This is a genomic window from Mesorhizobium sp. WSM3868, from assembly GCF_002294785.1.
Taxonomy (GTDB): Bacteria; Pseudomonadota; Alphaproteobacteria; order Rhizobiales; family Rhizobiaceae; genus Mesorhizobium.
Window position 1 is genome coordinate 17,370 of record NZ_NSGB01000031.1, and the last position, 12,333, is coordinate 29,702.

Sequence of the window (12,333 nt, forward strand, 5' to 3'; positions counted from 1 at the left end):
TGCGAAGCCGTCGGTGACTGCAAAGGATCCGGGAGCGCCGTCGATCAGCGTGTCGGAGACGCAAGTCGAGGCGATATCACGTATCTCACGCGTGGAAGTGCGATCGTATTGAACCAGGCTTGCAGAACGTAGGTGCGCCATCGGAGCATCACGTTTGGCTTCGACGAAAGATGCTAACTAGGGCGCAGAGCCGGCGAGTGTTGGCGACCGCGGCGGCACTTGACCGCATGAGATGGGCGGGCGGCCGCGAAGATCGGTGGACGGACCTGCAGACGCTGCGGAACCGAATGCATCGGTTCAACGCCATGGCCCGGGGGCCGAGGGCCAAAACGCAGCCGGGAAAACCCCAGACGGCTATAGGCTTGCCCAGCAGAACTGGCCGAGCTCGCGGAAATCGACCCGGCCCCACCGTCGATGGCGAGGTGCACTGGCGGCGCGTCGTAGCGCGGCACAGAGAAGTTGAATTGTTGAATTTCCTTTGTGTGCACATTGAACTGATGAGAAGCTGCTCTGGATCATATGTCCAAACCTTCATCTGCTAAGACACACGAGATTGGGCAAATAGATGGATGCGACCCGAAAATTCGCGACAACAGTGACCGACGACCTTATCGACGGATATGGGCACATGAATATGGTGCACTATCTGGCAGCGTTCAGTAGAGCTGCGGATCTACGGCTCGAAGTTGCGATATGCCTGAGTCCCGATGGTTCGATGATCTCTGGCCCTGTCACCGCCGAAGCGCGGGTCGTCTACAGGAAAGAAGCGATACGCGGCGACAATTTGCTCCTTACTACTTGGATGGCCGACCTTGACGAAAAGCGAGTCCATGTCGCTCAAACGATGACGCGTGGCGACGGAACGTTACTGTCGACAGCTGAACAGCTTTTCCTGAACTTCAACCTGCTGTCGCGTCGCGTAGAACCATTCATGCCGGATGTGATGGCCGAGCTTGGACGCCGCGTCGGGACGGACAGGGGTAAATTCGATCCGGGCATTGTCAGCCGCCGAATGGGCATACCGAGAATAGTGTGAATTATCTGGTCTTCGTTGGTCTGTGTACAGCATCTTCATGTGCGTTAGTGAGGACGATCGACAAAATTGAGACAGCTTCGAAGTGACGATTTCAGAAGCTGTGCTTAAATCCGGCGTGCTGAGAAAATGACGGGCGGTTTCGGCGCGTTCTTTCCAAAATTATGCTACAGCTTGGAGTAGTTGTTGCCAAGATCCAATATAATGTTTGACCGACATCGTCTAATCTTGAGATGGGGACTTGTTAAGGGGTTCGGAGTTTCGACAGTAGGTGTTCGGCGCGGGCCGAGACGCTTGTAGGTTGCGCGGAACGCTTTTGACCCATAGTACGAGCCCTTGTCGCATTAAGCGCGACAGCTTGATTTTCCAAGGAACGATGGCTGCTTCGAGGAAGGCGATAGCGCTCCTTGAGCGTACGCGATGAATCGAGGCACATCGATCTTTGCCGCCCTGACATTGCAGAGCGCGACTTGGTCTCCGAGGACAGCGGCGCCGCAGCGGTTGCAGATGGTGCAGCGATGCACCGCCGCGAGCCCCAAGGCCGCCGGTGAGATTACCTCGATCTCCCCTATAGCCATGGCTGCTCCATGGGAGCGCAGCTTGTCGGTGATCAAGCGTTTCGGCGCGACGCCTTGCTTCTTCAGCAGCCGCGTCAGCGTGTGGCCAGGCTAAGGATAGCAGACTCCCATTTTTCCGCAGCGCCATTTAGAGGCTGATGTTTCCAACTCGTCGCACCTTCGCGGCCGCTTAGCCCCTCGGCCAAACCGCCTCGACGCCAAATTGACAGGTCCCTCCAGCTGACTTAGTTGCTAACTACTCGGCCTACGCGGGGCTCCATAGTGATATCGGTTCTGCCGGTTCGGTCACCACCCCCCTCTGCACCCTTGCCAGTTCCGCGTACGGGATATGGCATCGGATCGAATGTCCGGGCTGGGCCTCGGCCAACGGCGGTTCCTGGTGCTCGCAGATCGGGCCCAGCTTGCGCGGGCAGCGTGTGTGGAAGACGCAGCCTGAAGGCGGGTTGACGGCGCTGGGGATTTCGCCGTCGAGACGAATGCGTGCAGTCTCGGTCTGGTCGAGCTTGGGCACGGCCGACAGCAGCGCTTCGGTGTAAGGGTGATGCGGCCCGGAAAAGACTTCCTCCGATGGCCCGATCTCCATGATGCGGCCAAGATAGAGAACGGCGATCTTGTCGGAGAGGTAACGCACGACGCTAAGGTCGTGTGAGATGAAGATGTAGCTGACGTCCTCCTTCGACTGCAAATCGGCGAGCAGGTTGAGGATGGCCGCCTGCACGGAGACGTCGAGTGCCGAGGTCGGCTCGTCGCAGACAACGATGCGCGGATTGCCGGCGAAGGCACGTGCAATGGCAACGCGCTGCTTCAGCCCACCTGACAATTGACGCGGCTTGACGGCCAGATGCCGTTCGGTGAGGCGCACCGAGCGGACGAGGTCCTCGAGGCGCGTCTCCAGCGCCTTGCCGGACAGGCCGGCTAGCCGTTTTAATGCCCGGCTGAGAATGTGTCGGATCGAATGCGAGCGGTTGAGCGCCGAATCCGGGTTCTGGAAGACGATCTGCAGAGCCTTGACCTGATCGTCGCCACGGTTCTCCAACTTCGGTGCCAGCGCCCTGCCCTCGAGCTCGATCGTGCCGCCATCATCGGGAGGGACAAGGCCGAGCAGCATCCTGGCGAAAGTGGTCTTGCCGCTGCCGGATTCACCGACCAGCCCCAGCGTCTCGCCGGGCCGCAGATCGAGCGAGACATCCTTGACGGCGCACAAGGGATGGCCATGGCCGCCATAGGTTTTTTTCAGCCCCGCGACGCGCAGCACCGGTGCCGCCTCCTGCTTTGGCGCAGGCGCCACATCGCTGGGTGTGGCACGCGGCAGCGCTTGCGCCTTACCGTGATGGAAGCAACGCGACAGGCGCCTGCCTCGTTCGTCACTCAGATGATAGAGCGGCGGCAATTCTGCGCGGCAGCGGTCGTCTGCCAAGGCGCAGCGATCGGCGAAGGCGCAGCCTTTGATGTCAGCGCCGATGCCCGGCAGGAACCCAGGAATGGTGTCGAGGCGACCCTGGTCCTTGCGTTGGCCGCCGCGTGGCAAGCAGCGCAGCAGCGCCACCGTGTAGGGGTGGCGTGGATCGTTGAAGACGACATCGGTCGGCCCTTCCTCCACCAGCATGCCGGCATAGAGCACACCAACGCGGTCGCACATATTGGCGACGACAGCGAGGTTGTGGCTGATGAACAGGATCGACGCCGACAGCTCGCGCCGCAACTGGCCGATCAGGTCGAGCACCTCGGCTTCGACGGTGGCGTCGAGGCCGGTCGTCGGCTCGTCCAGGATCAGCATCGAAGGACCGTTGGCCAAGGCCATGGCGATCGCCACACGCTGCTGCATGCCGCCGGAGAGTTGGTGCGGATAGCGCTGCATGACGCTGACCGGGTCGGAGATGCGCACCCGATTGAGTATCGCGGTCGCCTTGTCGGTCGCCGCCTGTCCGGTGATGCCGGCGAGTTCGAAGATCTCGGTCAACTGACGGCCGATGCGCAACGACGGGTTCAGCGCCTTTCCGGGATCCTGATAGACCATCGACACGCTGTCGGCGCGGGCGCGTCGCAGCGCCTCGCTGTCGAGTTTCATGACATCCTTGCCGTCGAGCGCGATCGAGCCGCCGGTGATCGAGCCGTTGCGCGGCAGGTAGCGCACCACCGACAGCGCCACGGTGGATTTGCCGCAGCCGGATTCGCCGACCAGCCCATAGGCCTCGCCGCGGCCGATTTTGAAGCTGACATTGCGCAGCACCGCGCGGTTGCGGCGGCCGACGCGGTAGGCGACCGAGAGATCGTTGAGTTCGAGCGCGTTCTTGTCAGTCATTGAACGCTCCATGCACGCCGTCGGCCACTAGGTTGACGCCGACCACCAGCGAGCCGATGGCCAGCGCGTCGAACAGCACGGTCCACCAGAAGCCGCCGCCGATCATGCTGTAATTGGAGGAGATCGACAGACCCCAGTCGGGCGAGGGCGGCTGGATGCCGAAGCCCAGGAAAGACAGTGTCGCTACCGCGAAGATGGCGTAGCCGAGACGCACTGTCGTCTCGACCAGGATCGGTGGGATGACGTTGGGCAGGATCTCGACGAACATCGTATGCAGTGCACTTTCATGCCGGAGCTGGGCCGCAGCGACATAGTCGAGTTCGCGTTCAGCGAGCACCGCCGAGCGCACCGTGCGGGCAATGATCGGCGAAAAGCTCAAGCCGATCACCACCATGACGCTGATCTTCGAGGTGCCGAGCGCGACGATGGCGAGCAGCGCCACGATGACACCCGGGATGCACATGAAGGCTTCGAGTATGCGGCTCACGACATTGTCGACGATACCGCGGAAATAACCGGTGAGCAGGCCAAGTGCGGTACCGGCAACCGTCGCCAGCAAGGTCGCCAACGGTGCGACGGTGAGGATATCGCGCGAGCCGACGATGACGCGCGAGAACACATCGCGGCCGATCTGGTCTGTGCCGAACCAGTGTTCCCGCGAGGGCGGCGCAAGGGCGTTGATGATATCGTCGGCGAGCGGATCGTAGGGGACAAGATGCTGGCCAAACAGCGCGCAGACGATCCAGAAAAGCACGATGCTGAGCCCCGTCAGGAACATTCCTGACCTGAGCAGCGAATGCAGCACCTCGCCCCGAGGGCTGCGCCGCACGGTGTCCGGCGCGGAGATGCTGGCGGGAGTATCTGTCGCGCTCATTGCTCTGCTCCCAGCCGGATACGCGGATTGAGTACGGAATAGAGGAAGTCGGCGACGAGAGTGGCCACCGCATAGACGATGCCGATGATGAGGGTGCCGGCCTCCAGCATTGGGAAATCCTTGCCGCGTGCCGCGGTGAAGATCAGCGAGCCAATGCCCTGGTAGCGGAACAGCGTCTCGATCACGACAAGGCCCCCGATCAGGTAGCCGGTCTGCGTGGCAATGACGGTGATGGTCGGCAGCAGCGCGTTGCGCAGCACATGCCGCCAGATCACCGTGCGCCACGGCAGCCCCTTGAGCACGGCGGTGCGCGTATAATCGGAATCGAGCGCCTCGATCATGCCGGAGCGCGCCATACGGGCGATGTAGCCGAACAGCACCAGGAACAGCGGTAGCGATGGCAGGATCAGATAATAGATTTGGATGAAGACGCCGGCGCCTTTCGGCCAGGTGGCCGCGATCGGCAGCCAGCGCAGCCACACCCCGAAGATCAGGATCAAGATGATGCCGGTGACGAATTCCGGCAGCACCGTCACCGACAGGCCGCCGAGGCTGATGATGCGGTCGAGCGGCCGGTTGAGGTTGAGCGCGGCGATGACGCCGCCGAGGATGCCGAGCGGCACCACCAGCACAAAAGCGATCACCGCCAGCTTCAGCGAATTGCCGAGCGCGTCGATGACGAAGGGCGCCACCGGCGAGCGGAAGATATAGGAGGTACCCATGTCGCCGTGCAAGAAGTTCCAGATCCAGCTCGCATATTGGGTGAGCAGCGGGCGGTCGACGCCGAGCGTGTGATTGAGCGTGTCGACGGCGCGCTGGTCGGCGAACGGCCCCAATATGGCCCGGCCGACATTGCCGGGCAGCACCTGGCCGCCCAGGAACACCATGATGCTGAGTAGTAACAGCGTTACGAGCGAAAGAGCCACACGCTGGGCTAAGAAGGAGAGAATGGCGAATACTCCTATTGGAGCCAGCCCCATCCGGGAGCTGGCTGTTAGTGTATTGGTTTTCGCTTTTCGCTTAGGCCTTCGATGTCTTGTCGAGGAAAAGATGTCCAACCGGACTCGGTTGCACGCCGGTCACGCCCTTCGCGGTCGCCGTCAGGTAATCGGCGAAATAGCCGAAGATGATGGGCGTTTCCTCGAGCAGAAGCTTTTGGATCTTGCCCGCCGTTGCCTTCTGCTCCTCAAGATCGACAGCCGCGACGTAGCGGTCTACCAGCATGTCATAATCCTTGTTCTTGAAGTGTGCTGAGTTCCAGGTGCCGCCGCTCTTCAGCGGCGCGGAAAGCAAGACGTTCGGCACACCGCGGTGACCATAGTCAGTGATGCCCATTACCGAATCCAGCCAGTTCGATTTACCGAACACCGCGTCTCCGTAATAGGCGCCCTGGTCCATCATATTGAGGTCGAGTTCGATGCCGATCTCCTTGACCCAGTTCTGGATGAGCTGGGCGTATGCAGGGATTTCCATATAGCGTTGCGTAGTAAGCGTCACCTTGAAACCCTTGCCGGCGCCGGCTGCCTCCATCAACTGCTTGGCTTGCGCGAAGTCCTGCTTGCGCTGCGGCACGCTCGTATCGGTTGACGGATAGACCGCAGCGAACGGGCTGTCGTTGCCTATCGATGCCCGCCCTTTCATCAGGCCGGCAACCAGCTTGTCGCGATCGATTGAGAGCGCAATCGCGCGGCGCACGCGCGGGTCCTTGAACGGATCGGAATCACAGCGCATGTGCACTTGCCGACTCACCGTGGACTTCCGGCTAATGATGTCTACATTCGGATCGTTAAGCAGGCTGATGCCGGTCAAAGCCGGTAGCTGGTTGATGATATCGACCTGGCCGCCCTGCAGGGCCAGGATCTGCGGCTGGATGTCGTCGAAAAAAGTGAACTCGGTGCGTTCCGGCAACACCTTCGGCCCCCAGTAGTCATCGTTGCGCACGAAGGAGGCGCCGACCTTGGGCGTGTATTTTTCCAGTTTGAACGGACCGGTGCCGTCGAAGCTCTTCTCGTAGTCGCCCTTGTAGCTAGCAGGCAGAATGACGGCATTGTAATTATCCGACGACACCATGTAGGGGAAGTTGCCGTTGGCGGCGTCGAGATGGAATTCGACCGTGTAGTCGTCGACCTTCTTGGTCGCGCCCTTCTGCAGGATACCCTTGAAGACGGACAGCGCATTAGACGAGCCAGCCGGGTCGGCGAGCCGGTCAATGGTAGCCACCACGTCGTCTGCCTTCATTTCGCCGCCACTGTGGAACTTGACCCCTTTGCGCAGCTTGAAGGTCCATACCGTGCCTTTGTCATTCGGCTTCCAGCTTTCGGCCAAGACCGGCTTCAACACCAGGTCCGGGCCATCGACACAGAGGAACTCGCCCACCTGCTGCAGGAGCAGAGTGCCGCCGGCATCGGTGACGGTAATGGGGTCTATGGCTGCTGTCGGCATGCTGCAGGCAACCCGGACGGTGGCGCCCGGCGCGCCCTGCGCGCGGGCGAGCGATGGCATGCGGCCGAGACCGGCTGCCATACCTATGCCGCTGAGCAGCGGCAGCGACAGACCAAGCAGGCTGCCGTGGCGCACGAAATCCCGGCGGCTGACGCCACCGTCGACGAGACCGTCAACGAGATGATTTTCAAGCGGCGAACGATTGCGTCGGATCAAGTCGAGAATGCGATAATTCTTGCTCATTGGTTGTCACCTTCCCCTATTTGTTATGGCCGAAAAATGTATTCCAGTTGACTAAGTCCCGCGGATTTCTCCTAGTCTCGGGGTATTCATGCTCGCCTGTCGGCCGGGCGGCTGCTAGCCGCCCGATATTGGGGTATGTCGAGTTTGGCGTTGAGAACGTTGTAGAGTTCATCAATGGAGCGCCTCTTCGTCGTGAGGTCAGCCTGGACTTAGGTTACTGAACAAAACCAGCCCCGGGCCATGCGTAATACGGCCAAACATCTGCCGCGTATCCGCGCAGGCGCTCCGTGGTAAGAGCCGTGTGCAGCGATCGTTCGTCGATCAATTGACCGCGTGCACAATTCACTAGGAAGGCAGACGGCTTCATGACTGCCAGCTCAGCCTCGCCCAGAAGCTGGAAAGTATGGCCCGTGTGAGGGGTAGCTAGAACAACATAATCACACTGAGCGAGGACTGCATGGAGTTCCTCGATACCGTGCATAGAGTCGACATATTCGTCGTGCCGGTCCCTATTGCGTCGCACGCCGAGGACGCGCATATCGAATGCCTTTGCCCGCTTAGCAACGCGACTACCGATATTCCCGACGCCAATCACCCCTATGGTTTGTCCACTCAGCATCGCAGATCGAGTTTCCTGCGCGAAGAGTGGGAAGGACTTATATCGTTCTCGACTGGCCTCATTCTTAGCAATGGTCTGCTTTGCGAGCGCCAGAACAAACATCATTGACTGTTCCGCTACAGCGATTGCGTTGGCGCCCCGAATATTAGCCACTTTAATTCCGTACTGCTTTGCATGGGTGAGAAATCCTATCTCACCCAGGTCGTCGATGCCTGAGTGGAGCCAAGAAAGCATCTTTAGATTTTTTGCGATTTCTGGTATACCTTCTGGAATCGTCCAAGCAAGGAACACGTCCGCGGCGTGACGTTCAATACCCGAGTACGTGCATTCGAAGCGAGAGAAGTACTCGCCTTCAGGCACCACGACTTCTGTGCCGCTCGGCATCGCCGCTTTTATGTGTTGTAGCTCTTCATCCGTAGTGTGCCAGCGGCAAAGCACTTTCATCTCTTAAGCCCAAATGAGTTGCGTCCGATGTCATCGTCCGACCCCCGGGCGCTCAAGTCCAATGCAGTTTCGGTATGCATGGATCGCGATTCGAGATGCACGCTGTGGGGATCCTACGCTTGCCCCCCACAGCCTCCGCAGGGGCAGCAATCTGGAAGCTGAAGAACACAGCGGACGCTAGAAATCACTTCGAGGGTCACAGAGACGGCCCCGCACATGCAGTTTGCCGTCACGGTGCAGCCGCAGGCCGACGATCTCGCTATGTTGTCATCGATGTGAACCATGCAATAGGCCCGGACAACTTCAGCAAAGCTGACGAAGACTAGTCCGGCCGCCGTTTGGCCTCTCAGTATGTCTGGAACGTGCGGCAATCGCGTGCGTGACAACTGGGAGCTTCCGCCACAACTACCGCGGCCACGCCATCGACTTGAGCGTCTTGCGCGTTCCGCTCGGAAGTGCTTCGGCCCCCATAAGCCGTTCGACCTCTGTATTGCCATCTGTGCACCCGGAAAGATAAGAGAATACAAGACACTGAACTTTGAGGCCACGATGCTCGAGCGCCGCCTTTGCGCAGCAGACCCTACAACTTGTAACAGCCAACCCCTCAATTACGCAGTGTACTGGCGCGGTTCGTAGCCGCATCGTTCGCGGCCCAAGATCGACCTGCCAAGCCATGATCAGGAATTTATTTCTCTCAATCTTAACGCTTAAGTTCTGCAGGTCATCGCCTCAAGCATGATCCGCCAACTTGTCATATGGTCGTAAATAGGCAATCCCGTCATGTGGCGCAGCTTCGGTGCGAATTTCGGGAATACGTTGCATTCGAAGATGAATGCGCCGATGTGTTGAGCTGCGAGAAGGCGCTGCACTGCGTCTGTGAGATGGCGCTCGGTGTCAGAGTCAGGAATAGGTGCCATTCCTGTAGGACGCTTCAGTTCGCTCTCCACAAGCATGCTGTCTGAGATACCGTCGACTGCGATTCTCGCGCGTTCCTCAGGATCCCGAATGATCCCTAAGAGATCGGTCCCGACGTACTTCTCGTTAGCGACCACGATGCCGAGTTTGGCCTTGGGCGGCAGGTGCCGGATTACCGTCGGGGCTAAGAGGAGGCTCCCCGTGGCCACAGGCACCTTCACCGCCGCAGCGACTGCCTCCTGATATCGCACGGTATAGCCACAGGCCGAGCTGATCGCAACGGCACCGCGATCAACGAGGCGACGCGCTGCTTCGGCGTAAGCGCCATAGAGTCCCGGCTCGTCGTCCATAAGCGCCTGCCACCAGGCACCTGGGACCTGTTCAAAGATGACAGGGCGGCCATCGAATGTTTGGGGCCGAGGAAAGTTTGGGTGGCCGTTCCAGAGGCAGAGGATTCCGATCGGGCCCGCAGTATCCTGCTGTTGACAATGATCCTGCATTGTTTGCCGCTCCTTTTCTTTCGCACGCCGGATGCTCACTCTACTCAATCAGCAGGCGCAGTGCTGGTTGACTGCGGTTCAGACGGATTGAGTGGATGGCACATCAATCAAACTGTCGGGCTCGGATTAGAGTTAGTTTTTGCCCACTCGAACCTTTGCCAAACGGGAATTCCACGGCCTGGCTTCCTCCAAATCGCGGGCTACCCGGACGAGCGTAGACTCATCACCGAAGCGGCCTACGATCTGAATACCGATCGGCAACCCATCGGCGCTTTCTGCCAACGGCAAAGACACTGATGGTTGTCCAGTCACATTGAACACGCCAGTGTATTGGCAAATCGCCGTGTCAGCTTCGATGCTTTCTTCTGCGGAAAGCGCTGGGTTGGTGGCAGAATAGATGCCGCCATGCGGCAAAGCCACGATTGGCATCGTGGGGGTCAGCAAAATGTCGAAGGCATGGATCGCCTCGCCCACGCGAAAACGCATTCTCCGGAGCACCTCTTGTAAGTCCACCGCTCGAGAAACAGGTACATCACGACCAAAATCATACCATTTGAGGTTGCCTGGCTCCAAGGTATCAGCGCTGATAGTGCGCCCCATTGCCCGCGCCGCCCGTTCAAGTGCATTCGCGGACGCCTTCGCCTCGGCAAACGCTCTTCTGCTATATTCGACAGGCTCATATGGTGGGTCTATGTCAGTCACCATGTGCCCCATTTCCTGCAGAAGCTTTGCAGTAGTCTCGACACCGTGTAGCACTTCCGGCTCGAGTTCGACCGCGCCCCAACTCTTTCTTGCGACCCCGACACGCAGGCGACCGGTGGGCTGTGATAGCTCCTGCACATAGGAACGGTTCGGCTGTACGATGATAAACGGATCGCCGGCATGGGGACCGGAAAAAACGTCCAGTGCGGCGGCCATGTCGCGCACTGTTCGGCAGAGAACAAATGAGCGGGTGAGACCAAACCATGCGTCCTGGTTGTCCGGGCCGCCGGAAATGCGTCCGCGAGACGGGTTCAGCCCTACTAGACCGCACCACGATGCGGGGATGCGAATGGATCCCCCTCCATCGCTGCCATGGGCAATGGGAGTGATGCCGGCCGCCACTGCCGCTGCCGCTCCGCCTGAGGAGCCTCCCGCGGAGCGCTCCAAGTCCCATGGGTTGCGGGTGATGCCATTGAGAATCGATTCAGTCATTACGGTCGATCCAAGCTCCGGAGTCGCTGATCGTCCTATTGTCCGAAGCCCGGCTTCCCGGGCGCGACGAAAATAATAACTGTCGGTCTGGGGACGAAAGCCCTTGAACAAACGACTTCCCTTTTCCTGCAGGCGACCTGCTTCGGTTTCCCCGATATCCTTGCGAAGGAAAGGCACGCCATGGAAGATCCCTTCATTCGCCCCCGCACCGGTCTCTGCATCTTCGTAGAATTCAACTACGGCATTGATGTGCGGATTGACCTGGTCGTGCGCCTCGCGAGCTAGCCGCGTCAATTCCAAAGGAGTAACTTCACCCGAATGCACGAGAGAGGCCAAACCGGTGGCATCGTACGCTGCATATTCACTCAGCTTCATAGAAGTATTCCTTTTTAATCTGTTCGGCATCGGTTGGGCGCGTGAGCGAGCATGACTGATCATCACCGGACTAAGTACAAACGAGAAATAGCGATTGCCGACCTGCAGCGGCGGGCAATCGCAAGTCCCGATGTCGCAGCAGGTCGTACCTGCGGGAACCAGGCGCATGATTGCCATGATAGGCGTAGCCGCAAGGCCGGCGGACCGTAAGGCACTGCAGCAGCAAGGCCGTGCCTGGTATGCGTATGCGCTTGCTCTTCTCGTCAAGCTGTGCACGGCGGCGACCGGAAGCGGGCGTGCTCGACAGAGACGGGTCCGGTATCGGCTGGATTGGCGAGGCTCGTGGGAAGGCGTGCCAATGCGTAGCTCCTCTCGGTATGTCTGGCAGCCGATCTGCGCAAGCCGCCGGCACACTTATCGCAAAACTCATCCGCCTCATGCAGAAGTCAGACGAACAATGTGCTCCTCCACCTCCATCACCTCGAAGCATGCCACGCCGCAGCCTTGGTCCCGGCGCACATAGCGGCAACCGAAGGGCGTACCCGTCAGAAGCTGACGGAGCCGGAACCGACGCATGACAACCACCGCGACGGCTGCTCAGGGAGCTTGGCGCGTTCATCTTCGAAACAGTATCCCCGCACCAGCACGACGGAACTCGTCAGACTCAAGGACTTTGAGACGCTCGACGTGGCCACTGGCAACCGCATACCTCTGTGTCAGTCGGCAAGGAATGGGGACCTTGGATCGGCTGGCTAGTAGAGGATTGGTTCTCCCTTTCGCTTAGGCCTTAGAGGCCTTTTCGAGGAAAAGTTGT

General features: G+C 59.6%; 8 protein-coding genes and 1 pseudogene. 1 reads left to right on the forward strand and 8 read right to left on the reverse strand.

What is annotated here, in order from left to right; all coding sequences use genetic code 11:
• Positions 1-595 precede the first annotated feature (595 nt).
• Positions 596-1,036, forward strand: a complete 441-nt coding sequence (locus CK221_RS28820) for an acyl-CoA thioesterase (RefSeq protein ID WP_179295228.1) — start codon at positions 596-598, stop codon at positions 1,034-1,036.
• Between the two features lie 575 nt (positions 1,037-1,611).
• Here the strand turns inward: CK221_RS28820 and CK221_RS30045 are convergent.
• From CK221_RS30045 to CK221_RS28860, 8 genes and pseudogenes are all read right to left on the reverse strand, one after another.
• A pseudogene (locus tag CK221_RS30045) lies at positions 1,612-1,689 on the reverse strand (IS6 family transposase); the annotation flags it as partial.
• A gap of 166 nt (positions 1,690-1,855) precedes the next feature.
• On the reverse strand, positions 1,856-3,913 hold the full coding sequence (locus CK221_RS28830) for an ABC transporter ATP-binding protein (RefSeq protein ID WP_245430776.1): 2,058 nt from the start codon (positions 3,911-3,913) through the stop codon (positions 1,856-1,858).
• Positions 3,906-4,787 carry an ABC transporter permease gene (locus CK221_RS28835; protein ID WP_095780185.1) on the reverse strand — a complete coding sequence of 294 codons (882 nt, stop codon included), beginning with the start codon at positions 4,785-4,787 and terminating at the stop codon, positions 3,906-3,908. The genes CK221_RS28830 and CK221_RS28835 overlap by 8 nt, the downstream gene beginning before the upstream one ends.
• Complete coding sequence (locus CK221_RS28840; protein ID WP_280952204.1) at positions 4,784-5,767, reverse strand: ABC transporter permease; 984 nt, start codon at positions 5,765-5,767, stop codon at positions 4,784-4,786. Before CK221_RS28840 ends, CK221_RS28835 begins: the two co-directional genes overlap by 4 nt.
• 40 nt (positions 5,768-5,807) lie before the next feature.
• Positions 5,808-7,472, reverse strand: coding sequence for an ABC transporter substrate-binding protein (locus tag CK221_RS28845; protein WP_095780186.1), 1,665 nt, complete (start codon positions 7,470-7,472; stop codon positions 5,808-5,810).
• Between the two features lie 214 nt (positions 7,473-7,686).
• Positions 7,687-8,535 carry an NAD(P)-dependent oxidoreductase gene (locus tag CK221_RS28850; RefSeq protein ID WP_095780187.1) on the reverse strand — a complete coding sequence of 283 codons (849 nt, stop codon included), beginning with the start codon at positions 8,533-8,535 and terminating at the stop codon, positions 7,687-7,689.
• Between the two features lie 707 nt (positions 8,536-9,242).
• On the reverse strand, positions 9,243-9,800 hold the full coding sequence (locus CK221_RS28855) for a hypothetical protein (protein WP_143749117.1): 558 nt from the start codon (positions 9,798-9,800) through the stop codon (positions 9,243-9,245).
• A gap of 282 nt (positions 9,801-10,082) precedes the next feature.
• Positions 10,083-11,519, reverse strand: a complete 1,437-nt coding sequence (locus CK221_RS28860; RefSeq protein ID WP_095780189.1) for an amidase — start codon at positions 11,517-11,519, stop codon at positions 10,083-10,085.
• Positions 11,520-12,333: the final 814 nt, after the last annotated feature.

Coding starts and splice junctions, on each gene's coding strand:
- CK221_RS28830 (WP_245430776.1), bottom strand. CDS start 3,913: ATGACTGACAAGAACGCGCTCGAACTCAACGATCTCTCGGTCGCCTAC.
- CK221_RS28835 (WP_095780185.1), bottom strand. CDS start 4,787: ATGAGCGCGACAGATACTCCCGCCAGCATCTCCGCGCCGGACACCGTG.
- CK221_RS28840 (WP_280952204.1), bottom strand. CDS start 5,767: ATGGGGCTGGCTCCAATAGGAGTATTCGCCATTCTCTCCTTCTTAGCC.
- CK221_RS28845 (WP_095780186.1), bottom strand. CDS start 7,472: ATGAGCAAGAATTATCGCATTCTCGACTTGATCCGACGCAATCGTTCG.
- CK221_RS28850 (WP_095780187.1), bottom strand. CDS start 8,535: ATGAAAGTGCTTTGCCGCTGGCACACTACGGATGAAGAGCTACAACAC.
- CK221_RS28855 (WP_143749117.1), bottom strand. CDS start 9,800: ATGGACGACGAGCCGGGACTCTATGGCGCTTACGCCGAAGCAGCGCGT.
- CK221_RS28860 (WP_095780189.1), bottom strand. CDS start 11,519: ATGAAGCTGAGTGAATATGCAGCGTACGATGCCACCGGTTTGGCCTCT.